Annotated in this window: 23 protein-coding genes; 14 read left to right on the top strand and 9 right to left on the bottom strand. The window is 64.2% G+C overall.

Annotated features, from left to right (window positions below):
• Positions 1 to 4: 4 nt before the first annotated feature.
• From AC3WLF_RS01720 to AC3WLF_RS01710, 3 genes are all read left to right on the top strand, one after another.
• Positions 5 to 853, top strand: a complete 849-nt coding sequence (locus tag AC3WLF_RS01720; RefSeq protein WP_492357712.1) for an alpha/beta fold hydrolase — start codon at positions 5 to 7, stop codon at positions 851 to 853.
• A gap of 12 nt (positions 854 to 865) precedes the next feature.
• Positions 866 to 2,200, top strand: a complete 1,335-nt coding sequence (locus AC3WLF_RS01715) for an MmgE/PrpD family protein (RefSeq protein ID WP_492317021.1) — start codon at positions 866 to 868, stop codon at positions 2,198 to 2,200.
• A 167-nt stretch (positions 2,201 to 2,367) separates the two neighbouring features.
• Complete coding sequence (locus AC3WLF_RS01710; RefSeq protein WP_492317022.1) at positions 2,368 to 3,171, top strand: IclR family transcriptional regulator; 804 nt, start codon at positions 2,368 to 2,370, stop codon at positions 3,169 to 3,171.
• A gap of 139 nt (positions 3,172 to 3,310) precedes the next feature.
• Here the strand turns inward: AC3WLF_RS01710 and AC3WLF_RS01705 are convergent, their stop codons facing one another.
• The 3 genes from AC3WLF_RS01705 to AC3WLF_RS01695 are packed head-to-tail and all read right to left on the bottom strand — an operon-like array spanning position 3,311 to position 6,129.
• Positions 3,311 to 4,633 (bottom strand): phosphoribosyltransferase, encoded by a 1,323-nt coding sequence (locus tag AC3WLF_RS01705; RefSeq protein WP_492357711.1) that lies wholly within the window; start codon positions 4,631 to 4,633, stop codon positions 3,311 to 3,313.
• Between the two features lie 19 nt (positions 4,634 to 4,652).
• Positions 4,653 to 5,666: a zinc-dependent alcohol dehydrogenase family protein gene (locus tag AC3WLF_RS01700; protein ID WP_492355767.1), complete on the bottom strand. Its 1,014-nt coding sequence runs from the start codon at positions 5,664 to 5,666 to the stop codon at positions 4,653 to 4,655.
• A gap of 7 nt (positions 5,667 to 5,673) precedes the next feature.
• Positions 5,674 to 6,129, bottom strand: coding sequence for a universal stress protein (locus AC3WLF_RS01695; RefSeq protein ID WP_492351300.1), 456 nt, complete (start codon positions 6,127 to 6,129; stop codon positions 5,674 to 5,676).
• Between the two features lie 304 nt (positions 6,130 to 6,433).
• Here AC3WLF_RS01695 and AC3WLF_RS01690 point away from each other — a divergent pair, with 304 nt between their 5' ends.
• Together AC3WLF_RS01690 and AC3WLF_RS01685 are read left to right on the top strand one after the other, a co-directional pair.
• Positions 6,434 to 7,270 carry a universal stress protein gene (locus AC3WLF_RS01690; RefSeq protein WP_492317025.1) on the top strand — a complete coding sequence of 279 codons (837 nt, stop codon included), beginning with the start codon at positions 6,434 to 6,436 and terminating at the stop codon, positions 7,268 to 7,270.
• 32 nt (positions 7,271 to 7,302) lie between these two features.
• A complete protein-coding gene (locus AC3WLF_RS01685; RefSeq protein ID WP_492317026.1) occupies positions 7,303 to 8,145 on the top strand; it encodes a universal stress protein in 843 nt (280 codons plus the stop codon).
• Between the two features lie 54 nt (positions 8,146 to 8,199).
• On the opposite strand, the gene AC3WLF_RS01680 is transcribed toward AC3WLF_RS01685, so the two are convergent.
• The 4 genes from AC3WLF_RS01680 to AC3WLF_RS01665 form a co-directional block, all read right to left on the bottom strand.
• Entirely contained in the window at positions 8,200 to 9,186 is a 987-nt protein-coding gene (locus tag AC3WLF_RS01680; protein ID WP_492357710.1) for an acetoacetate decarboxylase (ADC), read from the bottom strand.
• A 255-nt stretch (positions 9,187 to 9,441) separates the two neighbouring features.
• Positions 9,442 to 9,960 (bottom strand): type 1 glutamine amidotransferase domain-containing protein, encoded by a 519-nt coding sequence (locus AC3WLF_RS01675; RefSeq protein ID WP_492351303.1) that lies wholly within the window; start codon positions 9,958 to 9,960, stop codon positions 9,442 to 9,444.
• Complete coding sequence (locus AC3WLF_RS01670) at positions 9,953 to 11,188, bottom strand: NADH:flavin oxidoreductase/NADH oxidase family protein (RefSeq protein WP_492357709.1); 1,236 nt, start codon at positions 11,186 to 11,188, stop codon at positions 9,953 to 9,955. The genes AC3WLF_RS01675 and AC3WLF_RS01670 overlap by 8 nt, the downstream gene beginning before the upstream one ends.
• A gap of 310 nt (positions 11,189 to 11,498) precedes the next feature.
• Complete coding sequence (locus AC3WLF_RS01665; protein ID WP_492357708.1) at positions 11,499 to 12,329, bottom strand: alpha/beta fold hydrolase; 831 nt, start codon at positions 12,327 to 12,329, stop codon at positions 11,499 to 11,501.
• A 218-nt stretch (positions 12,330 to 12,547) separates the two neighbouring features.
• Here AC3WLF_RS01665 and AC3WLF_RS01660 point away from each other — a divergent pair, with 218 nt between their 5' ends.
• From AC3WLF_RS01660 to AC3WLF_RS01650, 3 genes are all read left to right on the top strand, one after another.
• Positions 12,548 to 13,000, top strand: a complete 453-nt coding sequence (locus AC3WLF_RS01660; protein WP_114130898.1) for a MerR family transcriptional regulator — start codon at positions 12,548 to 12,550, stop codon at positions 12,998 to 13,000.
• Between the two features lie 308 nt (positions 13,001 to 13,308).
• Positions 13,309 to 13,776, top strand: a complete 468-nt coding sequence (locus tag AC3WLF_RS01655; protein WP_492317030.1) for a (2Fe-2S)-binding protein — start codon at positions 13,309 to 13,311, stop codon at positions 13,774 to 13,776.
• On the top strand, positions 13,773 to 16,070 hold the full coding sequence (locus AC3WLF_RS01650) for a xanthine dehydrogenase family protein molybdopterin-binding subunit (RefSeq protein ID WP_492357707.1): 2,298 nt from the start codon (positions 13,773 to 13,775) through the stop codon (positions 16,068 to 16,070). The genes AC3WLF_RS01655 and AC3WLF_RS01650 overlap by 4 nt, the downstream gene beginning before the upstream one ends.
• A 180-nt stretch (positions 16,071 to 16,250) precedes the next feature.
• Here AC3WLF_RS01650 and AC3WLF_RS01645 read toward each other — a convergent pair whose 3' ends face one another.
• The gene (locus AC3WLF_RS01645) at positions 16,251 to 16,439 is read right to left on the bottom strand and encodes a hypothetical protein (RefSeq protein ID WP_492317032.1); all 189 of its coding nucleotides are present in this window, start codon (positions 16,437 to 16,439) and stop codon (positions 16,251 to 16,253) included.
• A gap of 222 nt (positions 16,440 to 16,661) precedes the next feature.
• Here AC3WLF_RS01645 and AC3WLF_RS01640 point away from each other — a divergent pair, with 222 nt between their 5' ends.
• The 5 genes from AC3WLF_RS01640 (at position 16,662) to AC3WLF_RS01620 (ending at position 21,822) form a co-directional block, all read left to right on the top strand.
• The gene (locus AC3WLF_RS01640; RefSeq protein WP_492317180.1) at positions 16,662 to 17,549 is read left to right on the top strand and encodes a LysR substrate-binding domain-containing protein; all 888 of its coding nucleotides are present in this window, start codon (positions 16,662 to 16,664) and stop codon (positions 17,547 to 17,549) included.
• Between the two features lie 172 nt (positions 17,550 to 17,721).
• A complete protein-coding gene (locus AC3WLF_RS01635) occupies positions 17,722 to 18,471 on the top strand; it encodes an SDR family NAD(P)-dependent oxidoreductase (protein WP_492317033.1) in 750 nt (249 codons plus the stop codon).
• Positions 18,472 to 18,596: 125 nt separating this feature from the next.
• On the top strand, positions 18,597 to 19,925 hold the full coding sequence (locus tag AC3WLF_RS01630; protein ID WP_492357706.1) for an MFS transporter: 1,329 nt from the start codon (positions 18,597 to 18,599) through the stop codon (positions 19,923 to 19,925).
• Between the two features lie 44 nt (positions 19,926 to 19,969).
• On the top strand, positions 19,970 to 20,815 hold the full coding sequence (locus tag AC3WLF_RS01625; RefSeq protein ID WP_492357705.1) for a transketolase: 846 nt from the start codon (positions 19,970 to 19,972) through the stop codon (positions 20,813 to 20,815).
• Positions 20,812 to 21,822: a transketolase family protein gene (locus tag AC3WLF_RS01620; RefSeq protein WP_492351309.1), complete on the top strand. Its 1,011-nt coding sequence runs from the start codon at positions 20,812 to 20,814 to the stop codon at positions 21,820 to 21,822. The genes AC3WLF_RS01625 and AC3WLF_RS01620 overlap by 4 nt, the downstream gene beginning before the upstream one ends.
• A 233-nt stretch (positions 21,823 to 22,055) precedes the next feature.
• Here AC3WLF_RS01620 and AC3WLF_RS01615 read toward each other — a convergent pair whose 3' ends face one another.
• The gene (locus AC3WLF_RS01615; RefSeq protein WP_492317037.1) at positions 22,056 to 23,009 is read right to left on the bottom strand and encodes a LysR family transcriptional regulator; all 954 of its coding nucleotides are present in this window, start codon (positions 23,007 to 23,009) and stop codon (positions 22,056 to 22,058) included.
• A gap of 167 nt (positions 23,010 to 23,176) precedes the next feature.
• Here AC3WLF_RS01615 and AC3WLF_RS01610 point away from each other — a divergent pair, with 167 nt between their 5' ends.
• Positions 23,177 to 24,637, top strand: a complete 1,461-nt coding sequence (locus AC3WLF_RS01610) for a form I ribulose bisphosphate carboxylase large subunit (protein WP_492357704.1) — start codon at positions 23,177 to 23,179, stop codon at positions 24,635 to 24,637.
• Positions 24,638 to 24,678: the final 41 nt, after the last annotated feature.

The following is a 24,678-nucleotide window of genomic DNA, read 5'->3' as shown; positions in this document are numbered from 1 at the left end:
TGGCATGTGCAACGAGCGCGACGGTGCCCTGGTGACCTCGGTCGATGGGTGCGAGATCATCTGGCGAAGCTTTGGCGCCGGCCCGGCGAGCGTGCTGCTGCATGGCGGCCATGGCAACTGGCAGCACTGGATGCGCAATATCGGGCCGTTGTCCCGGAGCCGCCGGCTACTGGTGCCAGACATGCCGGGTTTTGGCGATTCAGGTGCGGCGCCGCGCGCCGACCTGCCGGGATTCGTCGAGGTCCTGGCCCGCTCGCTGGCCCAGCTATCGCCTGGCCGTGTCGACCTGGTGGGCTTTTCCTTCGGCGCGCTGGTGGCGGCGCACCTTGCGACCCATGCGGGCCTTGGCGATATCGATGCCGGTCGCCTGGCGTTGCTCGGGCCGGCCGGCCATGGCGGTCCGCGCCGCATGACGCGGGCGCTGGTCGACTGGCGCCGCTGCCAAGATCCGCACGCGCTTGCCGCGGCGATGCGCGACAATCTGGCGGCATTCATGTTCGCCGACCCGGCCGCCATCGACAGCGAAGCCGTGGCCATCCACACGCGTGCCTGTCGTGCGACCCGCTTCCATAGCAAGTCGATCTCGCGTGCGGGCGGATTGCAGCAGGCGCTGGCGCGCTTTCCCGGCCCGGTATTGATGATCTGGGGCGAAACGGATGTAACCATGTCGCCCGAATCGATTGCCGGGATCGCCCGCGATTCGCGGCACGCATCAGCCGACGCGCCCGAAGTCAGTGTCAGCGTGGTGCCGGGCGCCGGGCATTGGGTCCAGTACGAGGCCCACCAACAAGTCAACCGGCTGCTGCAGGCATGGCTGCAGCAGCTCCCCGACACGCCGGCGCAGGCCGGCTGAGGAGAACCTATCTTGAATGCAACCGAGGTCTTTGGGCCTTTCTTCAGCGCCATCAAGGCAGGACCGCTGCCAGCCGAGGTGCTGCATCATGCGAAGCGCGCGCTGGTCGACTGGCATGCGGCGCTGTTCCCGGGCATCGGCACCGATGCGGTCCAGCGCCTGCAGCGCGTGCTGGAAGAAGAGCTTGGCCGCGGCAACGCCACCCTGCCAATGGGGCGACGCGCCACGGCGCGCGCCGCGGCGCTGCTCAATGGCGCTGCCGCCCACGCTGCCGAGATCGACGATAGTTTCCGTGATGCCATGTATCACCCAGGCGCCGCCACCATTGCCGCCGCCATTGCTGCGGCACAGGACGCGGGCGCCAGCGGCGAAACGCTGCTCAAGGGCATCGTCGTCGGCTATGAGGTCTCAACGCGCATCGGCGTCGTGCTGGGCCGGGCGCACTATCGCTTCTGGCACAGCACCGCGACTGTCGGCACCTTCGGCGCTGCGGCCGCCGCGGCGTTCATCCATGGCGCGAACGAGGAGCAGCTTGCCCACGCGCTGGCGACCGCGGCGACTTTCGCAGCCGGGCTGCAGCAGGCGTTCCGCATGGACTCGATGTCCAAGCCGCTGCACGCAGGCCGCGCAGCGGAGGCCGGATTGCTGGCCGCCCGCGCCGCCATCGCCGGCATCACCGGTTCGCTCGATGTGCTCGACGGTGAGACCGGCATGGGGCGCGCGATGTCGGACGGCCCTGACTGGAACGGGCTGGCATCGACGCTTGGGCAAGACTTCCATATTTGCCGGCTGACCTTCAAGAACCACGTTGGCTGCGGCCATACCTTTGCTGCAATCGACGGCGCGCTGGCGCTGAAAGCGAAGCTGGGCATCGACACCGCCCAGATCCGTCGCATCCGCGTCGCCACGTATCGTCCGGCGCTGGATATCGCCTGCTATCTCGACCCCAGAAGCGAGAACGAAGCCAAGTTCAGCCTCAAGTTCATCGTCGCCGCCGCCCTGGTGCATGGCAGCGTGCGCTTGTCGGCCTACACGCCGGAACGGTTGTGGGACAGCGAGACGCGCCGGCTGATGGACTGCATGACTGTCGAGGTCGACCCTGAAATCGACGGCTGGTTTCCTGGCAAGCGCGCGGCAAGGATTGAGATCGAAACCCTGGACGGGGCCACGGCAGACTACTTGCAGCCAAATCGCAAGGGCGATCCGGAGGACCCGCTGTCCGACGCCGACCTCGACGGCAAGCTGATCGAACTGGCAGCGCCGGTGATAGGCGCCGATGGCGCGCGCCGGCTGGCGCAGAAGATCTGGCACGTCGAGACGGAGCCGGTGGTCAGCCTGTTTGGCTGAGCAGCGGCGCCCCGGCGCCAACGCGGTCACCGGCATGACGAACACAAGCGGTGAAGGACAAGGAGATCGGCATCGAGTAGCATTGCCTGCGGCGGGTGCAACCCAGCAAATGCATGCACCGGACGCCGCTTTCCAGAACGGTCACTGGTGCGCAGTGATCCCCTGTCATGCCAAACAGCACCGTCAATATCGAACGGATCAAACCAGGCCAAGGCAAGGCGACGCCCAACCGCTCGCTCGAACGTGGCATTGCCGTACTGCGCGCCTTCCGCGCCGGCGCGTCCATGCTCGGCAACAGCGAGATTGCCGAGCGCACCGGCTTGTCCCGCTCGACCGTCAGCCGCCTGACGCAGTCGCTGATTGAGACCGGCATGCTCGAGTATGTCCCGCAGTGCCGGGCCTACCGGCTGGGTGTGCCGGTCCTCAGCATGGCGCATGCCATGCGCGACGGCTCGCAGGTTCTCAGGGTCGCGGCGCCGATGATGGCCGAGGTTGCCATGCGGCACAAGATCAATGTCGGACTGGCGGTCGCCGAGGGAGACGAGATGATCTACCTGGAGTCGTTCCGCTACAACCGGCGCCAGTCACTGCGCACGGTGGTGAGCGGGCAGCGCATCCCGATGGCGCTGACCTCTCTCGGCCGCGCGCACCTCGCAACGCTGGCACCTGAGGCGTTCAACGCGATGATGAGGGCCATGGCCGACAAGAACCGCGGCCGCGGCTGGGGGGAGCTGCGACGCGAAATCGATGCCGCGGTGTCTTCCGTGCATGAGAAAGGCTACTGCGTGGCGTCATGGCAGCCTCAGGTTGTGGCCATGGCAACACCATTGCGATTTGACGAATATGCCGTCCATGTACTGAACGTCAGCGTATCCACGCACCAGGATGCCGGTGCTGTCGAGGCGGCGCTGGCCAAGCCACTGATGGAACTTGCAGCGGCGATACAGGCGCGGATGCTGCGGGTGGAGTAAGGGCGCTGCAGTATCGAGATCCGCGCCGGCTTTCGCCCCATGCCAAAGGACGGGCTGACCGTTATTGGTCCCGAGATTGTTGCCCGGTCTTTGAGGCTGAGCCTCACGCATCAGGCACAGCCCGGAGCAACCCGCCAGGTCATCCGCCGTAACCCAGCCGGGGACAAGACGGGGGCGCAAGGTGCCGCTCGAACCAGCCTATCGTGAGTGCCGCGATGTCTTCCAGGGCCCTGCGGTCTTCAAATCCGCGGCCGCTGGTCGGGATGAGCCTCAGTTGCCGCGGACAATGCATCTGTTCGAATGCAAGATTGTTGATCTGGATGTCTTTCGGATTGCCGCTGGCACAGATCAGCAAGGCAGGGATTTCAAGCTGCCGCAGGGTTGCGCTGCCCGCGAGATCCAGCCGCCCCGCAACACAGGCTACGGCGCTGAGTTGCGTCGCGCCGCACGCGGCCGAGCGCAGGGCTGCCGCCGCTGCGGTGCCGGTACTTAGCAGGCCCACAGGCAAGCTTGCGCAGGGCGTCCCGGTACGCAGGAAGCTCAAAGTCTGGTCCAGTCTTGCCACCAGCTCATCGACCTCCGATTCCGGTGCGTCGTCGACGCGGCTGTCAGGCTGCAGGTCCACGAGCATGGTGGCGAATCCTTTCGCGCGCAGCTTGCGTGCCAGGTAATGGCTTCGGGCTGCACGGCGTTGCGCGCCACCGGCATACACCATCACCGCGACGCCGACCGGGTTCGGCGCCGTTTCGAGCATGGCCCGCAGCCGAGTGGTCTGATACGGAATCAGCATCGCCTTGCTCAACGACGGCACGCCCGCCACCGCACCTGGCCGGGCGTGGGTCTGGGGTTGCGCTGGCGGTATCCCTGTTAACTGCCGGACGCGGTCGTCGCTGACCAGCTGGAACTCATGATAGAAGTGCGAGAGGTTCTCGATGCGGTCCGGGGTATCCAGGCAAATGACTTCGTCGGCAAGCGCGCGGACCCGGTCCAGCCCGGCTGGGGTGGCGATCGGGAGCGCGCATATGAGCCGGGCAGGGTGCCGCTTGCGCAGGCTGGCGAGGGCCGCATACATCGTTGCGCCGCTCACCAGGCCGTCATCCACGACGATCACCACGCGACCGCCCGGATCCGCCGGCTTGCGAACCGGCGTATACACGGCGCGCTGCCTGCGAAGCTGGTCGAACTGGGCATCACGCTGGCTGTCGGCGCCGCCACTTGCGTCCATTGCGTCCGTGCACCATGTCGCGCCAGAGTCGTCCAGTGCTACGCCAGGAACGATCCTGCGCGCCATCACCAGGTCGAAGTCAGCGCCCAGTGCGTCGGCCACGACGCGCCCGACCGGCACGCCGCCGCGCGGAATCGCCAGCACCAGGGCACCGGTTCCCCGATACGCGCGCAACGCCCAGGCGAGCTCTGAGCCCGCATGCTCACGTGCCTGAAAACGTGTCTGGTAACGGCTCATCGAACTATCTGCCAGGGATCTATTGACGGAGTTTCAGGACGACGGCGCCGGTAAGCCGGCCCTCGCGCAGGTCGGCCAGTGCTTCGTTGGCCTGCTCCAGCGGATACGCGGTGGTGTGCGTATGCAGCGGGGTCCGGGCGGCGATATCCATCAGCGCGAAGCCGTCGGCACGCGTGAGGTTGGCTACGGAACACAGGCGCCTTTCTTCCCAAAGCAGCTGGTAAGGCATGCTTGGGATATCGCTCATATGAATTCCGCCGCAGACCACGATGCCACCCTTGTCCACGGCGCGCAGCGCCTTGGGCACCAGCGCGCCCACCGGGGCGAAAATCAGCGCGGCGTCCAGCGGCACGGGCGACTCGAGGTCGCTCGCGCCGGCCCAGCACGCGCCGGATTGATAGGCGAGTTGCTGGGCGCCTGCGTCGCCCGTGCGGGTGAAGGCGTAGACTTCGCGGCCTTGCGCCACCGCGATCTGCGTCACCAGGTGGGCGGCGGCGCCAAAGCCGTAGATGCCGACGCGCTGCGCATGGCTGGCTGCGCCCGCCATGCGCAGCGTCCGGTAGCCGATCAGGCCGGCGCAGAGTAGTGGTGCGGCGTGTTCGTCATCGTAGCCGGGCGGAATCCGGAAACAATAGCCGCTGTCGGCAACAACGTACTCCGCATAGCCGCCATCGCGGGTATAGCCGGTGAACAACGGTGCGTCGCAAAGATTCTCGTGATGACGCAGGCAGTAGCGACAATGGCCACAGCTATGTCCGAGCCAGGGCACACCGACGCGGTCGCCCGGCTTGAAGGCGGTGACACCGGCGCCGCACAAATCCACCCGTCCGACGATTTCATGTCCCGGGATGAGCACCGGCTTGGGATGGCGCAGGTCGCCGTCGGCGATATGCAGGTCGGTCCGGCACACCCCGCAAGCCCCCACTGCAATGCGAAGTTCGCCGGGCCCCGGTTCGGGAACCGGCAAGTGGTGGAGGCGCAGCGGCAGGCCTGCGCCCTCGAAGACCATCGCACGCATGGTTTGGTGGGGCATGGCGCGCCTAACCTTCGACTTCGCTGCGGATCAGGAGCACAGGCTTGCTGGTCTTGGCAAGCACGCCTTCCGACACGCTGCCCATCAGCAGGCGCCGGACGCCGCGGCGGCCGTGGGTGCCAAGCACGATCAGGTCGGCATTCCACGCATCGGCTTCGGTGACAATGGTCAACGAGATCCGGCCGGGCGCCACCGGCTTTTCATCCAGTTTCACCGAATTGCGCACGCCTGCTTCGCTGAGCCTGGCTGAGGCGGCATCCAGCGCCTTGCGGCCGTGCGCGGTGATGTTGTCGACCAGTTCCTTGGGGTTGAAGTAACTGGCCTCGAAGAACACATCGCTGTCGTCTACCACGAACAACGCCTTGACCTCGGCCCCGGTTGCCTTGGCGATGATGATGGCCTGGCTCAGTGCCAGGTCGGAAGAACGGCTGCCATCGACGGCGAGCAGGATGCGCTGGTACATGATGGATCTCCTGAAGGGCAAGGGTGTGTTCGACGTTGCGATGCGCTGCATTCAGCGTAGGCGCCGGCCTCGATAAGCGCTTGATATAGGTCAACCCGAAGGGGCAGGCGCCGCGAGAAATTGACCGCAGACAGATGTGATGGCCGCATGGCTTGACGGGTTTTCATACCTTTGTTCGCAGTAGCCTCCACCGCACATGAGGACGAACTTCAGCCATGTCGCCGCATGCTGGCCCGTTGATCCGGGTCAAGCGCCGCTCGGCCTTGCTGCCTAGACTGGTCTGTAGTTGAGGGTGAGGGCGATCATGGCTTACGACAGCATCCTGGTGCATCTGGACAGCAATCCGCAGGCACGGCAGCGGCTCGAAGTGGCGGGGCGACTTGCGGCGGCCAGCCAGTGCCGGCTGATCGGCATGTACGCCGGTTTCATTCCCGATCCTGCCTGGTTCTACCTCATGGAAGGCGCGCAGCAATATGTCGCGGACGATCTGGCCCGGCGCAAGCAGGTCAGGGAAGACGTCCGCGCGCAGTTTCTGGCTGCAACCCAGGCCATGCCGGTGCGCGCGGAGTGGCGCGCCGCGGAGCAGGGGACGGTGGCATCGGTGCTGCGCGAGGCCCGCGAGGCCGGCCTGGTCGTTGCCGGCCAGTACGACCCCGGCAATACCGAAGGGCCGGTGGCCCGGCAACTGCTGGAATCGCTGCTGCTGGAGACCGGCCGACCGACGCTCGTGGTGCCGTGCGCGGGCACGTTTCCAACGCTGGGTACGCGCGTGATCGTGGCGTGGAATGGCAGCCGCGAGGCGGCGCGGGCGCTTCACGACGCCGTGCCGCTGATGGCCGGCGCGCAGGCGCGCATTCTTTGCGCACAGACCGCGGCCAAGGAGGCAAGAGCCGACGCCACCCCGGTCGGCCACGCCGCACGCGTGCTGGAGCGCCACGGCGTCGCCGTGGAAATCGAACACGGTCCTGGTGGGGCTGACCTGACCATCGGCGAACTCATCCTTTCGCGCGCGGCGGATTTCGATGCCGACCTGATTGTGATGGGTGCCTACGGACACGGTCGCATGCGGGAACTGGTGCTGGGCGGTGTCACGCGTACGCTGCTTGACTCAATGACCGCACCGGTGCTGTTTTCACGATGATGCAAGGTCAAACCAAAGAGTGGAATCACGTCATGGACTTCAGAACCATCCTTGTCGACCTGAGCGAAGATGCTGCACGGTCCGCACGCATTGAAACGGCAGCACGGCTTGCCGAAAAGTCCGGCGGCAGCGTGGTCGGACTGACGGCAACAGGAACGCACCTGGAGCCGTTTCGTGGGGCGGGCGAAGAAGCCGGGCAATACGGCGTGCTTGCCGCGAACCATTTACACAAGCTGGCTGCGGCTCACAGGAACGCACTCGAAACGCTGACCGGGCAAGTGTCGCCGGCCATTCCCACCCGGCACATCGTTGTCGAAGCCGAGTCTGGCTGGGCGCTTGCCGACGAGGGCCGCTTCGCCGATCTCATCCTGCCCGCAGCGCCCTCGGCGCAGGCCGATGTGCCGGCTCTGCTGGCCGGGGTCGCGGAGTACGCGATGCTCAATGCAGGCCGGCCCATCCTGCTGGTGCCGGGCGCGTCCGGCCCGCGACTTGGCGGCCATGTCGCCATCGCCTGGAACGGCGGCCGGGAGGCCGCGCGCGCGGTCGCGGACGCACTGCCGTGGCTTGTGCATGCCAGCGCCGTTACCGTCCTGGTGGTCAGTGCTGGCAAGCACAGCGCTGCCGGTGAGAAAGCGGCCTATCGTGACAGCGCGGATCGGCTGACAGCGTGGCTGCTCAGCCATGGCATCCACGCCAGTCTGCTGGTCGGAGAGGGCGATCCCGACCACGTGCTGCCACAACTTGCGGCCAAGGTTCAGGCCGGCCTGCTGGTCGCGGGCGGCTATGGCCGCTCCCGGCTGAGGGAGCTGGTGCTGGGTGGCACCACCCGCGCCCTGCTGCGCCAGTCAGGCTTGCCAGTCTTCATGTCGCACTGAGGCTAACCCTCCTGGGCGGTTGGGGCTACCGGCGTCGACTCAACGACAGAAGGATCACAGCGGCTTGGGGGAATACAGCGCGCTTTGGAATTCTGGCACGTACTCGTATTTCATCATCTTCCCCAGCTTCAGCGCCTTAATGTACGTCGACAAGCTCCCCTCGGTAAGCGTGAGGTTCACCGACTCCGCATTTGTACTGGAGGTGTGACTAAGCTGACGGGAAATCGCATAACCAGTAGTCAATCGCCCATTCTGATCGACATTTGTAAAGCTGTTCGTGACCATGGAGGTCTTGCTCGAAAGGTCGCCCAGCTTCTTGGTTTCAAGGGTGACATCGACCTTGCCCGTTTCGCTGTCAAGAATCTCGACGACAACCGATTTGTCGGTTTCGCGGTAGTTTATGCCGGTCAGCCATTTGGGTAGGTTGTAGCCCACCACACCCCGTACCCTGGCGAGTTCGGTATTTACCGGAAGCTTCAGTACGTAGCCCCAGAAATCGTTCGACATCGCCTGGCTCACCAGGGTAAGCGGTCCAAGATTGGAGCTACCCGGCCGATTTGTGATGACGGAAAGACCAATCTCGTTGTAGCTGTCGTTGTCGCAATAGCCATACGAGTAGGCGGTGAGTGCGATGAGGCCTCTGCCCGGCCAGACCTGAAGGGGTTGAACCCTCTCCAGGACTTGAGCAGGCATCAGTTCCCGCAGCTTGTCCAAGTCGGCGGTGAAGATGGCCGTCACCCTGCTGTTCTTGTAGTAGAAGTTTGGCGAGTAGGATTCAAAGCCAATATCTACCTTCTCCTTCTTGAGATCCTTGAACCAGCTCAAGTCAACGTCTGGAGCCTCCTGCTGAATGACGGAAAGCGGAGGATTCGAGCGATAGCGGTCATACAGCCCGCCTCTGACCACGGGAACCTCATGTCCTGCGAGGTTGATGGTTGTGCTTTCAGTCTGCATAGTTTTCGATGTGCCATCGGCCCATGAAGGATTCAAGAGGACGCTCAGGATTACACCTGCTGCAGCCGCAAGATTTCTGATTTTCATATGACGATACTTTGATGTTTAAGTTGGAATAGCCTGCGGGCCCAGACATCTGCCTGGCGAAATTTTTCTCATTCGAGTGGTGGAAATCGATTTTCCTTTATCCAGAACATTTTCCAGGGCTGAGTCAGGAGTCCATTTTCAGGTCGGGCGCTATTGATGCTGAGGAGCATCCCAAGGTCGAACTTGACTTGAAGGTCAAGCGGTTTTCCGCGATTTTCATTTTTCACATGAAAGCGGCATGTAGGGATGAATAACCTACTTGGCTTCAGTCTCGGCCTGCGGCTGCAGTAGCGCCAGCACCTGCCTCGCTACAGCCTTGCTCGACTGAGGGTTCTGCCCCGTGACGAGACGTCCGTCGGTGACGACATGGGAGGTGAAGGGCAGAAACGCCTTCTCGTATTTCCCCCCAGCAGCTCCCATGGCGTCTTGCAGATAGAACGGGACTTGATCCCGAATGCCCGACAGTTGTTCCTCGAAGTTGGAGAAGCCCGTGACGCGCCGACCACTGATGAGCGGCTTGCCATCTGCCCCCTGAAGTTGAACCAGTGCTGCATTGCCGTGGCAGACCGCTGAAACGATGCCTCCCTGCTGGTAGATCGCCTCGGCCAGGCGCTTGAGGTCCGGGGCGTCACGGAAATCCCTGCTCTCGCCAGCACGGGAAGCGCTAGCAAGAACGTCTTCGCGAAGGTGAGCAAGTTCTTCAGCAGTGAGTTCATGGATGCACGGGGTCCGAAAGGTCTCGACATCAGCTTGCGGAGTTGTCTGGTCAGCCATGGGCGCGCTGCCCCACCCAGCGCCGGTATCGACGGACGCGGCAGGCGTTGGACATCTGCTGCAGGATCAGCGCACGCAGCGGTGAGACCTTGGGATCAGTGGCCTTGCCTCGGCTAAGGTTGCGCAGTTGAAACTTGACTGCCGCCATGTTGGCCAACGAGGCCAGCGGCTTGTTGTTCCAGCGGATCGGGAGCAACGCAGGCGCACTGTCTTTGCCGGCACGCCAATCGCGCGGCAGATTGGGGTCGATGGCCAGTGCAGTACCGATGCCAACCATGTCCACGCCGCTCTTGACCACTTGCTCGGCCACCGGCCGACGGCGAATGCCGCCTGTGACCATCACTGGCATCTTCGCCACTGCGCGGAGGTCGCGAGCGAACTCTGCAAAGTAGGCCTCGCGGGCGAGCGTGCGGCCGTCGCGGGCTTCACCCTGCATGGCCGGGGCCTCGTAGCTGCCTCCCGACAACTCGACTAGGTCAACGGCCAGCTCGTTGAGCATCTTCACAACCTGGCGGGCGTCATCCTCGCTGAAGCCACCACGCTGGAAGTCGGCAGAGTTCAGCTTGACAGCAACCGCGAAGCCGGGCGAAACCACGGCGCGTACGGCCTTGACGATCTCAAAGAGCAGGCGAGCGCGGTTCTCCAGCGGGCCACCCCACGCATCCGTTCTCTGGTTGCTCAAAGGCGAGAGAAATTGGCTCAGCAGATAGCCGTGCGCCGCGTGAATCTCGACGCCAGTGAAACCCGCTTGTTCCCCCAGCTGCGCCGTGCAGGCAAAACGCCGGATCACGTCCTCGATGACCTCCCGCGTCATCGCCTGCGGCGTGTTGAAGTGCTTGGACATGTTGCCCAGGTTCATTGGCACGGCAGAGGGGGCCCAGGTGGGTTGCCCCAGGTTGGCAGGCATCTGGCGGCCGGGATGGTTGATCTGCAGCCAGAACTGCGCTCCCTTGGATCGCCCGACCTGCGCCCAGCGCTTGAACCGGTCCAGATGCCTGGCGTCTTCCAGCACGACGCCGCCTGGCCCCGTCATGGCACGGCTGTCCACCATCACATTGCCCGTAATCAGCAGGCCGGCACCCCCCTCTGCCCAAGCCCTGTACAGGCTCATCAGTTCCTCCGAGGGCGCGTGGTCAGCGTCCGCCATGTTCTCTTCCATGGCGGCTTTGGCGATTCGGTTCGGAACACTTGAACCGTTACGAAGAATCAACTTGTCGAACACGTTCATGGGGTCACCTCGTTTGATCGTGGTTCGACTTTAAGGTTGAAGTCAACTTTAATGTCAAGACCCTTTGTGAGGTGATGTATGAGTGGCGCCATGCATGGCAGCGAGACATGGACGCCGAACGGCGGCAATTGCAGTCCGTGGCATTTTTTAGCGCTGACGGGACCTGTTAAACGAAAAAGGCTCGCCACAAAACGTGGCGAGCAGGACTGCGATTTCCTTCTTCTTCACTGCCGCGCGCTCGAGCGACCTGAATGGCATCGCGAGGGGACAGCCAGGTGCCAGAAAGCTATTCGTCCGGCACCTGTGGCTGTTAGCCTCGCACGAACGCGAGGAGCTCGGCGTTAATCGTTTCGGCGTTCGAAGTTGGCATCCCGTGTGGGAAACCCGGATAGGTCTTCAGGGTGCCGTTCCTGAGCAGCTTTGCCGACAAGAGCCCCGAGTTTGCATAAGGGACAATCTGATCGTCGTCGCCATGCATCACCAGAACGGGAATCGTTGCGCTCTTCAGGTCTTCGGTGAAGTCGGTCTGCGAGAAGGCGACGATGCCGTCATAGTGGGCCTTGGCGCTGCCCATCATTCCCTGCCGCCACCAATTCCAGATGACGCCTTCCGACGGTTTCGCGTCAGGGCGGTTATAGCCGTAGAAAGGGCCCGCGGGGATGTCGTAATAAAACTGTGCACGATTTGCCGCGAGCTGGGCCTGGAGGCCATCGAAGACATCCTTGGGGAGACCTCCCGGATTGCTCTCGGTCTTCACCATCAGCGGCGGAACGGCGCTGATGAGTACCGCCTTGGCGACGCGGTCCTCCCCATGACGCGCGACGTAATGAATGACCTCGCCACCGCCCGTGGAATGCCCGACATGGACTGCCTTCTGCACGCCGAGGTGGTTTACGACTGCCGCAACATCATCGGCATAGTGGTCCATGTCATGGCCGTCCCAGACCTGGCTGGATCGTCCATGGCCGCGACGGTCATGGGCGACAACCCGATAGCCGTGCGCCAGAAAAAAAAGCATCTGGGCATCCCAGTCGTCAGCGCTGAGCGGCCAACCGTGATGAAAGAGGATAACCTGTGCGTCACGTGGACCCCAGTCCTTGTAGAAGATCTCAACGCCATCCTTTGTTGTCACGTATGCCATTTTTGCTTCTCCTGTGTAATGCATAAGCCTGCAATCGGCGATGTGTGCGCTGATATTTGCTGCGCGGAGGTCGAGTCCTGCTCCTTTCCAGATAGGTAGATGAGGGGGAGGGAATGTGGCCGGGGCCACCACGCTAGCCAGGTCGGCCTGCCTTGCCGGGCCGAGATTCACTGTAGGATTAAAGTGAACCTTAATGTCAATGCTTTCTTAGGTGCCGTATGAGAATTGGAGAACTGGCTAGGCTCAGCGGTCTGACGGCCTCCCGCATTCGCTTTTACGAGGCGGCCGGATTGATCCTGGCGGTCGAGCGCCAGGCGAATGGCTATCGCGACTACCCGCCGGAGGCGGTATGGATTCTGGAAATCATCGCCAGCGCGCAGAGCGCGGGGTTCTCGCTCGATCAGATCCGCCATCTGCTACCGCTCGGTTCGGGGAACTGGCAGCACGATGAGCTACTGGATGCCCTCAAGCGGAAAGTCGCAGAAATCGAGGACATGCAGAAGCGCCTCAAACAAAACAAGACCCATTTGCTCGCCGCCATCCGAAACATCGAAAACCGGCCTGCGGATATGCCGTGCTCTGACAGGACGAAGTGGGTGCTGGACCGCCTCCGCGAAGAAGGGGCCGTCGTGCCAGTTCGGGGCAAGACCCGTCGCCCCGCAGCGAGCTGATGCCGGAACGTGCTGGGCAGCGCCGGGAACCACTGGCGCACGTGTCTCCCAATGAGTCGGTCTACTTCGGTCCCGATCCCTTCAGTATCCGCGTTGGGATCCACAAGGTGATCGGAATGAGTCCAATCTGAACTATCCGCATCTGGATGCTTGACCTTCAAGTTGAGTTTAACCTTAAAGTGCTGGCTGCCAGCCGTTAATCGGCTTGCCTCAGGCACTGGCTGGCATGGTCTGTGCACAGCGCGGCCAAAGCGCCTGGCATACGTGACAAGCCAGCACGAATTTCGGTAAGGGCAAGGAGATAACACATGAATCTGGACGTCAACCGCCAGCCGGTCAGCGTCGATTGCGATCCGGCCACCCCCTTGCTGTGGGTGCTGCGGGACCATTTGAACCTGACGGGCACGAAGTTTGGCTGCGGCGTCGCGGCTTGCGGCGCGTGTACCGTGCATCTGGATGGCGCGGCGGTGCGGTCCTGCGTCTTGCCCGTCGCGGCGGTGGCCGGCAAGCGCATCACCACGATCGAAGGGCTGGCCGACGCGCCGGGCCAGCGCCACGCGCTGCAGCAGGCCTGGATTGACGAACAGGTGCCGCAATGCGGCTACTGCCAGTCAGGCATGCTGATGGCGGCGGCGGACCTGCTGGCCCGACAGCCAGACCCGAGTGATGCCGACATCGATGCCGCCATCACCAACCTGTGCCGCTGCGGCACGTATCCGCGCGTGCGTACCGCCATCATGCGTGCAGCGAAGGCGCTGCGCGAGGGGCGCGCATGAGCGCCAAGGCAACCACCCCGCGCCGCGGACGGCGCCGGTTTCTGCTTGGGGCGCTAGGGCTTGGCGGTGCGCTGGTGGTCGGCTGGGGCGTGATGCCCCCTCGCAGCCGGCTTGGCGATCCTGCGGCGTTTCCTGAAGCGACCGGCCAGATTGCCCTGAACGGCTGGATCAAGATCACGCCGGAAGACAATGTCATCCTCGCCATGCCGCGAGTGGAGATGGGGCAGGGCATCCACACCGCGCTGTCGATGCTGGCTGCCGAGGAACTCGATATTCCGCTGGCAAGGGTGAGCATCGAGTCGTCGCCCATTGAACGAATCTATGGCAATGTCGTCACCATGGGCGACAGCTCGCTGCCGCTGCATCCTGACGATGCCGACAAGACCTGGGCGCGCGCGCTGCACTGGATCATGGCCAAGAGCGCGCGAGAGATCGGCCTTATCATCACCGGCGCCAGCAGCAGCGTGGCCGACGGCTGGCAGCCAGTGCGCGAGGCCGCCGCGACCGCGCGCACCGCCTTGGTGGAAGCTGCTGCGCGCGAATGGGGCGTGCAGGCGGCACAGGTGACGGTGCGGGAAGGCCAGCTCATTGGCCCGGGCGGCAAGCAGATGCCTTTCTCCGCGGTCGCGCGGAAGGCGCGCGACATTGCGCCGCCATCGAACGTCACACTCAAGCCGGCTTCGCAATACCAGCTGACTGGCAAGCCTGCACCGCGCAACGACATCGCCAGCAAGACGGATGGCAGCGCACGCTTTGCCATCGATGCGCGGCCGCCCGGCATGTTGTACGCGGCGGTCGTCATGTGCCCGGTGTTTGGCGGCAAACTCAAGACCTTCCAGTCGAAGGCGGCGCTTGCCATGGCCGGCGTGCGCTATGTCGTGCCGTTCGAGGGCTCGGCAGGCGGCGCACCGGGCGTGGCCGTGGTGGCCGACCACTACTGGCAGGCACGGCAGGCCCTGGCGACGCTCGAACCGGTCTGGGACAACGGGCCGCATGCCACGCTCGATTCCGCCGGCATCCGGCAGCAGCTCGTCAGCGCGCTCGACAGCGACAAGGGCGGTTTCACGTACCGTTCGATGGGCGATGGCCTGAAGGCCTTTGACAAGACGGGCGGCGCAACCATCGTCGAGGCCGAATACAGTGTGCCGTACCTGGCGCATGCCGCCATGGAGCCGATCAACTGCACGGCGCGGGTGACCAGGGATCGCGTGCAACTCTGGGCGCCCACCCAGGTGGCAACGCTTGCGCAACTGGTCGCGGCGCGCACGGCAGGTGTGAGCCGGGACCAGGTGCATATCGACATCCCGCTCATTGGCGGCGGCTTCGGACGGCGACTGGAGTCGGATTTCATCGGCCAGGCCGTGTCGATCGCCACCAGGACCGAGGGCCGCCCGGTACAGGTGATCTGGTCGCGTGAGGACGACATTCGCCACGACTTCTATCGTCCGCAGGCCATCGCACGGCTGAAGGCGCGCGTCGAGAATGGCAGGGTGACGGCCATCGCCTCGCGCAGTGCCGGGCAGTCGATCCTGGCCGGCGAGCTGGAGCGCCTGTTTGGCGCGCCGTCGCTCGGCATCGACCGCTATACCGCCGAGGGCCTGTTCGACCTGCCATACGAGATCGAGCACGAGCACATTGCGCACGTGGTGGTCGATTTGCCGGTACCGATCGGATTCTGGCGCAGCGTCGGTCACTCCTGCAACGGCTTCTTCCTGGAAGGTTTTCTGAACGACGTGGCAGCGGCCGCCAGACTCGATCCGCTAGCGATGCGGCGCGACTTGCTCAAGGCGCACCCGCGTGAGCTGAAGGTGCTCGACACCTTAGCGCAGGCGGCAGGTTGGAACCAGCCGCTGGCACCGGCTGCGGACGGCGCGCCGCGTGCGCGCGGGCTCGCGCTGCACAACTCGTTCGGCTCGGTGGTGGCACAGGTGGCAGAGGTGTCGCTCAAGGACGGAAAGCCGCGCGTGCATCGCGTTGTCTGCGCCGTGGACTGCGGCACGGTGGTGAATCCGGACATCGTTGCGCAGCAGGTGGAAAGCGGGATTATCTTCGGGCTGACTGCGGCGCTGTACGGCCAGGTCCAGATCAAGGACGGGCAGGTCGTGCAGAGCAACTTCCCCGACTATCCGATGCTGAAGATGGCTGAGGTACCGGTGATCGAAACCCACATCGTGCCCAGCACGGCTGAGCCCAGCGGCGTCGGTGAAATTGCCGTGCCGCCGATCGGGCCGGCCGTGGCACATGCCGTCGCCCAGCTCACCGGCAAGTCGGTGCGGCAGCTGCCAATGATGTAAGGCAATAACAAGGTTGGCCGGTTGAATCCGCAACCGACAAGCGACGGTCCAGCCAGCCCCAACCTTGTATCAGGCGTTCAAAGTAAACAACCGCAGCCGAAGCCGCGGTTATCCTTCATTCTCCAGTATGACCAATCGCCATCAAGGCTGCCCTCGTAGCGGCCGCGCCAGACATCCGCCTCAGTCCAAGGGGAAATGCTCCGCAGCAGTCCGATCAAGCTTCAACTTGATCATGACCACCAGGCAGTGAATGCCGTGGCATGCCTCGGAACGTTCGCTTTCCACTTCCAGCAGGGACAGGACGCAACTAAGGCTGGGGCTGATGTGCTCGAGCGATTCGAGGCAGTCTGCTGGATTGGCGGCCAGCATGGTTTCATGTTTCGACGTGGTTCGTTTTTTTGCATTGCGAGCTCCTAAACGCGTGAACTTGGCCGCGTGATGCGGCCACCATTAGCGAGTTTCAGGTTGCAACGCCCGATCACCGTTGTTTCGGTGATGCCTCTACATCGAGTCGAAGTAGAATTCCCGAATGTTCATGACCGGGATCGGACTGGGCAATTCTGGCCCGATCCACCAGCCATTCCCCCAGCCATGCGGATTCCACCGGTGAAGGCAATCATCGCCTTCGAGAGCGTTGCCAGAACAAAGAGCGTCAGCCGGGCATCGGAGGAATTGGGCTTGACGGCATCCGCTGTCAGCCACCAGATCGGCAATCTGGAGGATGCGCTCGGCCAGGCCCTCTTCTTCCGGCAGGGACGTGGACTGGTCCTGACCCCTGTGGGTGAGCAGTACCTCAGGGACATCACGGGTGTGCTTGCTGACCTGAATCGCGCGACCGAGCGTGCTTCCAGCCCGGCGAACGTCGAGATCCTCCGGGTCCATTCGAGCCCCAGCTTCGGGCTGATGTGGCTGTTGCCGCGACTGGAATCGTTCCAGGCAGACAATGGCGATATCCAGTTGAATCTGTCCTGCTCCTATGAGGACGTTTCTTTTACGAGCGGGTACTACGATGTGGACATCCGCCACGGTTACGCACATTGGCGCGATATCCAGGTCAAAACCCTGCGCCGGGAAACCATAGCGCCGCTCGCCTCGCCGGCCTACCTTGAAAAGCATCCGATAACGTCACCGGCCGATTTGCTCGCGCACCGCCTCATCTATTCGGAGACCCCGCTGGTCCAATGGCAGCAATGGTTTGCCAGATTCGGCATCCCGGCCGCCCACAAGACGTTCGATTTCACCTTCGACCGCTCGTATATGTCGCTCGAGACAGCGGCACTGGGGCTTGGGGTGGCGCTGGAAAGCACGCTGCTGGCGTCGGTTCTGATCGGTAAGGGTTCCCTTGTACCCGTGTTCGACGACTCCCATGCCATCGAGGTTGGCAGTCACCATCTCGTCTATCCCGCGCAGAACGCCGACCTGCCGCGCGTGGCGCGCTTCCTGGCCTGGATGGAGCGCCAGCTGCCGGCGCCGGGCTGAGGGCCACAGGCGACAATGCGGGGCAGGAAAGTGCCGCCAGCGGCGCCTGACCTGAAGCGCCTCCCGCCATTCCCTGAAAATTTCTCAGCAATACCTGAGGCAGACCGCGTTGATCGGAACGCCGCCAGGGGCAAAACTCGACCCATCAAATCCAATGTCAAAGGAGACAAAGATGCTGGTCGAGAACAATGTAGTCATCATCACGGGGGCCGCCTCCCCACGCGGCATCGGCAAAACCACCGCCAAGGCGTTCGCCGCCCAGGGCGCCGCCGTGGTCATCCTGGACCTCCGCCTGGAAGATGCCCAGGCCGCCGCCGGCGAGCTGGGCGACCAGCATCTCGGGCTGGCCTGCGATGTGACGGACAAGGCCGCCTGCGAGCGCGCGGTCCAGGCCGTGCTGCAGCGCTATGGGCGCATCGATGCGCTCGTCAACAATGCCGGCATCACCCAGCCAGTGCGCACGCTGGATATCCAGGCCGCCAACTACGACGCCGTGCTGGACGTGAACCTGCGCGGCACCCTGTACATGTCGCAGGCCGTGCTGCCGCAGATGCGCGAACAGAAGCGCGGAAGCATCGTCTGCATGTCGTCGGTGTCCGCGCAGCGCGGCGGAGGCATCTTCGGCGGTCCGCACTACAGCGCCGCCAAGGCCGGCGTGCTGGGGCTGGCGCGCGCCATGGCACGCGAGTTCGGGCCGGACGGCATCCGCGTCAACGCGATCACGCCGGGCCTGATCCAGACCGATATCACCGGCGACAAGCTCACCCCCGAGATGCGCGCCGGCATCATCAAGGGCATCCCGCTGGGCCGCCTGGGCAATGCCGCCGACGTGGCCAATGCCTGCGTGTACCTGGCCAGCGACATGTCCGCCTACCTGACCGGCATCACGCTCGACGTCAACGGGGGCATGCTGATCCACTAGTCATTGACATGGCAGGCACCGACCGATTTCACTGATTCAGTGGACTGAATTCAGGCCGCCCGCAGAGGCGGAACATCTGACAGCCGGTGCACCGCGGGGCGGCGCCACCAGGCAGGAGACAACCGATGAAGACCAAATACGCGGCTTCGCCCATGGGCGGCGAAGCGACGCTGCACGCCGATTCCGCCACCTTCGAGACCCGCACCTACGCCAAGGTGGTGAAGCGGCTGATCCCGTTCCTGATGCTGTGCTACCTGGGCGCCTACCTGGACCGGGTCAATGTCGGCTTTGCCAAGCTGCAGATGCTCAGCGATCTGCGGTTCAGCGAGACCATCTACGGCCTGGGCGCCGGCATCTTCTTCCTTGGCTATTTCATCTTTGAAGTGCCGAGCAACGTCATCCTCCACAAGGTCGGTGCCAAGCGCTGGCTGGCGCGCATTATGCTGACCTGGGCGGTGATCTCGGCCTGCTTTGCCTTTGTCACCACGCCGACCCAGTTCTACGTGTTGCGCTTTCTGCTGGGCGTGGCCGAAGCCGGTTTTGCGCCTGGCGTGATCCTGTACATGACCTACTGGTTCCCGTCGGAGCGCCGCGCCAAGGCCTTGTCCCTGTTCTTCATGGCGATCCCGCTGGCGGGCATCGTGGGCGGGCCGCTGTCGGGCTACATCATGCATGCCTTCCACGGCGTGGGCGACCTGGCCGGCTGGAAATGGCTGTTCCTGATCGAGGCGCTGCCGTCGCTGTTCCTGGGCGTGGCCATCCTGTTCTATCTGGACAACGGCATCGACCAGGCGCACTGGCTCACCGACGCCGAGAAGGCGCTGCTTAGGCGCAATATCGAAGGCGACAACGCGCAGAAGATGGAACACATATCGATCCGGTCCTTCATGAGCGACCGTCGGCTGTGGCTGATGGCCGGGATCTACTTCTGCGTGGTGCTGGGCCAGTACGGCCTGACCTTCTGGCTGCCCACCATCATTCGCAAGGCCGGCGTGGCCGATCCGCTGTGGGTGGGCATCTACACCGCGCTGCCGTACCTGTGCGCCATCGTGGCGCTGCCGCTGGTCGGCATGAGCGCCGACCGCCGCCGCGAGCGCCGCTTCCACCTGATCGTGCCGATGGTCACTGCCGCCGCCGGGTTCGCCATCCTGCCGATGCTGGGCAGTGTCAGCGCATCGCTGGTGTGCCTGTGCATCGCCGCGGCCGGCATCCTGGCCTCGTCCTCGCAGTTCTGGGCGTTGCCTACCGCGCTGCTGGGCGGCATGTCCGCCGCAGCCGGGATTGCCGCAGTCAACTGCGTCGCCAACCTGGCCGGTTTCTTCTCGCCCGCCATCGTGGGCTGGCTCAACGACCTGACCGGCAAGTCCACCGCCGGGCTGGTGTTTATCTCGGCCACCGTGGTGTTCGGCGCCATGCTGGTGTTCCTGGTCCCGGCCAGGAGCGTGAACCGCTGATACCCCTTTCCCTGAATTCCGATCCATTGCTTGCAGGAGACACCATGCAACACCATACCACCGACAAGGCCGTGTCCTTGCGGGAACGCGCTTACCGCATCCGCCGCAACGCCTTGCTGATGGGCGAAGTGCAGGGCCAAGGCTACATCGGCCAGGCACTCGACATCGCCGACGTGCTCGCCGTGGCTTACTTCGACGCCATGCGCTACCGCCCCGAAGACCCCGAATGGGAAGGGCGCGATCGCTTCCTGCTGTCCAACGGCCATTACGCCATCGCGCTGTACGCAGCGCTGCTGGAAGCCGGCATCCTGCCTGCCGAAGAGCTGGAGACGTACGGCAGCGACGACAGCCGCCTGCCGATGTCGGGCATGGCCAGCTACACGCCCGGCATGGAGATGTCCGGCGGCTCGCTGGGGCAGGGCCTGACCATTGCGGTGGGCCGCTGCCTGGGGCTTAAGCGCAAGGGCTCGGACAATTTCGTCTACACCCTGTTCTCTGACGGCGAGCTGGATGAAGGTGCGATCTGGGAAGGCATTCTGTCCGCCGCCCACTGGAAGCTGGACAACCTGATCGCCGTGGTCGATGTCAACAACCAGCAGGCTGACGGGCCCTCCACCCAGATCATGGCGTTCGAGCCCCTGGTCCCCAAGCTGGAAGCCTTCGGCTGGTTCACCCAGCGCGTGGACGGCAACGACATCGACGCCGTGGCCGCTGCCTTGCGCGCGGCGCGCGAGCACCGCGGCGCGCAGCCGCGCATGATCATCTGCGATACGCGCATGGGATGCGGCGTGCCGTTTCTCGAACAGCGCGAGAAGAACCACTTTATCCGCGTGGATGCCCACGAATGGCAACTCGCACTGCAGGCCCTGGAAGCCGGGAGACAAGCATGAGCAAGACCAACGCAACCACCAACGCCAAGCCGAAGCTGAAGACCTCGGCGATGATCGCCTCCATCGCCGGGGAAGGACAGGCGACCAGATCGGCGCCGTTCGGCCACGCGCTGGTAGAACTGGGCCGGCACAAGCAGGACGTGATCGGCATGACGGCCGACCTGGGCAAATACACCGACTTGCATCTCTTTGCCCAGGCCTTCCCGGAGCGCTATTACCAGATGGGCATGGCCGAGCAGCTGCTGATGGGCGCCGCCGCCGGCTTCGCCCATGAGGGCGCGCAGCCCTTCGTCACCACCTATGCAGTGTTTGCGACGCGGCGCGCCTATGATTTCATGCACCAGGCCATCGCCGAGGACAACCTCGACGTGAAGATCGTCTGCGCGTTGCCCGGCCTGACCACCGGCTACGGCCCCAGCCACCAGGCCGCGGAAGACCTGGCGCTGATGCGCGCCATGCCCAACATGACCGTGATCGACCCGTGCGATGCCATCGACATCGAGCAGATGGTGCCGGCCATTGCCGCCCACAACGGCCCGGTGTACGCGCGCCTGCTGCGCGGCAATGTCCCGGTCGTGCTTGACGAGTACGACTACAAGTTCGAGCTGGGCAAGGCCAAGCTGCTGCGCGACGGCGCCGAAGTGCTGGTGATCTCGTCGGGCATCATGACCATGCGCGCGCTGGAGGTGGCCAGGGCGCTGGAGGCCGACCGCATCGGCGTGGCGGTGCTGCACGTGCCGACGATCAAGCCGCTGGACACCGAGACCATCCTGCGCGAGGCCAGGCGAAAAGGGCGCCTGGTGGTGGTCGCCGAGAATCACACCGTAATCGGCGGCCTCGGGGAAGCGGTCGCGACGACGCTGATGCAAGCTGGCATCCCTGTGCCGTTTCGGCAGGTGGGATTGCCGGATGCGTTCCTGGATGCCGGGGCGCTGCCCACATTGCACGATCGCTATGGAATTTCGGCGAACGTCATGGCCGATGCCATCAAGCGGTGGATTGAGTAGCGATCAGTGCCGGACCGAGACGTTATCTGCCGGGACAATGCCCGCAGCTGGTGATTGCTTTCGGCGGTCTGGTTGAACGGCTATCTGAAGTTCTGAAGCGCCATTGCTTGCCGCCAGACCTGAATAACGCCACGTTCAGGTCTGGCGCATAGCTCCATCAATGTCGACTGGCTTACCCTGAGGTCCCGTCGGCGTTATTCGAGGGCAATGCGGAAAATCCGGCGGGGACCACCTCACGCCACCCGCCGCCCCGGCATCAGCCCCCCATATTCCTTCCCCAGAAACTCCGCCGTGTGCTCCAGCAGATAGGCGCGGCAGCTCTCGCTGGCCGGCGACAAGCGCTTGCTGGACATGTGCGCGACATGCCAGATGCGCTCGATCGGCGTGCCGGCCACGTCCAGCAGCGCGATCTCGCCGGTGCGCAGCTCCAGTCCCAGCGTGTGCAGCGACAACAGGCTGATGCCCATGCCGGCCATCACGGCCTGCTTGATGGTCTCGTTGCTGCCCAGGGTGATCACCTTGGCCGGCGTGAACAGGTGGTCCCGGAACATGTACTCCGCCACGGTGCGGGTGCCGGAACCCGGTTCGCGCAGCAGGAAGGTCTCGTGACGCAGTTCCTGCAGGTCGAACCCCTTTGCATCGTGTAGCGGGTGCCGCGGCGAGGCCACCAGCACGTGCGGATGCGCGGCGATGGGTTCCGACACCGCATCCAGTTCGCGCGGCGGGCGGCCCATCAGCGCGAGGTCGATGGCGTTGTCCTGCAATAGCCGCAGCAGCGTCTCGCGGTTCCCTTCGGCGATGCGCAGATCCACGCCCGGATGTAGAGCCGTAAAGCCGGCCAGCAACTTGGGGGCGAAGTACTTCGACGTGCTGATCAGCCCGATCGTGATCGAGCCCTGCTCGACGTCCTTGACCGCCTGCAAGCCTTCCTCGGCGTCCTTGACCTCGCCGAGGATCCGGGACGCATGGTGCAGCAGGCGGTCGCCGGGCTCGGTCAGCGTGAGCTGCCCCTTGACCCGCTCGAACAGCGCCATGCCGACCACGGATTCAAGCTGCTTGACCTGCATCGAGACCGCAGGCTGGGTCAGGTGCAGTTCCTCGGCCGCGCGCACGAAGCTGGCGTGCCTGGCCACGGTGACGAAGATCTGCAACTGGCGAAGGGTGAGGGCGCGCAGGAAGGACGACATGGGCGGTTGGGGGCGGCTTTGGATGGTCCCGTGATGTGCAGTTTGATCCGCACTTAAGGGATTGCTTATACAGGGGCTAAGAATATCTGAATTTACCTTATGTGGGTGGGCTTATATCTTTGCATCAACGCAGCAGCCAAGACGCTCAACCACGCAAGGAGACAAGCATGAACGCACCTGAATCGGTCCAAGCCAAGCCGCGCAAGCGCTACGACGCCGGCGTCATGAAGTACAAGGAAATGGGGTACTGGGACGGCGACTACGAGCCCAAGGATACCGACCTGCTGGCGCTGTTCCGCATCACGCCGCAGGACGGCGTGGATCCGGTCGAGGCCGCCGCCGCGGTGGCCGGCGAATCCTCCACCGCCACCTGGACGGTGGTGTGGACCGACCGCCTGACCGCCTGCGACATGTACCGCGCCAAGGCCTACCGGGTCGATCCGGTGCCCAACAACCCCGAGCAGTTCTTCTGCTACGTGGCCTATGACCTGTCGCTGTTCGAGGAAGGCTCGATCGCCAACCTGACCGCGTCGATCATCGGCAACGTCTTCAGCTTCAAGCCGATCAAGGCGGCGCGCCTGGAGGACATGCGCTTCCCGGTGGCCTATGTGAAGACCTTCGCTGGCCCGTCCACCGGCATCATCGTCGAGCGCGAGCGCCTGGACAAGTTCGGCCGCCCGCTGCTGGGCGCCACAACCAAGCCCAAGCTGGGCCTGTCGGGCCGCAACTACGGCCGCGTGGTGTACGAGGGCCTGAAGGGCGGGCTGGACTTCATGAAGGATGACGAGAACATCAACTCGCAGCCCTTCATGCACTGGCGCGACCGCTTCCTGTTCGTGATGGACGCGGTCAACAAGGCCTCGGCCGCCACCGGCGAGGTCAAGGGCAGCTACCTCAACGTGACCGCCGGCACCATGGAAGAGATGTACCGGCGTGCCGAGTTCGCCAAGTCGCTGGGCTCGGTCATCATCATGATCGACCTGATCGTCGGCTGGACCTGTATCCAGTCCATGAGCAACTGGTGCCGCCAGAACGACATGATCCTGCACCTGCACCGCGCGGGCCATGGCACCTACACCCGGCAGAAGAACCACGGCGTGTCGTTCCGCGTGATTGCCAAATGGCTGCGCCTGGCCGGTGTCGACCACATGCACACCGGCACCGCGGTGGGCAAGCTGGAAGGCGATCCGCTGACCGTGCAGGGCTACTACAACGTCTGCCGCGATGCCTACACCCATACCGACCTGTCGCGCGGGCTGTTCTTTGACCAGGACTGGGCTTCGCTGCGCAAGGTGATGCCGGTGGCCTCGGGCGGCATCCACGCCGGCCAGATGCACCAGCTGATCCACCTCTTTGGCGACGACGTGGTGCTGCAGTTCGGCGGCGGCACCATCGGCCACCCGCAGGGTATCCAGGCCGGCGCCACCGCCAACCGCGTTGCGCTCGAAGCGATGGTGCTGGCGCGCAACGAAGGCCGCGACATCCTCAACGAAGGGCCGGAGATCCTGCGCGATGCCGCGCGCTGGTGCGGACCGCTGCGGGCTGCGCTCGATACCTGGGGCGACATCAGCTTCAACTACACGCCGACCGACACCTCGGACTTCGCGCCCACCGCGTCGGCGGCCTGAGCCCGGCGAGACGCCATCACAGCACGACGAGCGAACCCAAA

Source organism: Cupriavidus sp. FW306-01-F10A (assembly GCF_058782785.1).
The sequence above is the reverse complement of the archived record's forward strand: the minus strand, read 5'-3'. Positions and strand labels throughout refer to the sequence as shown.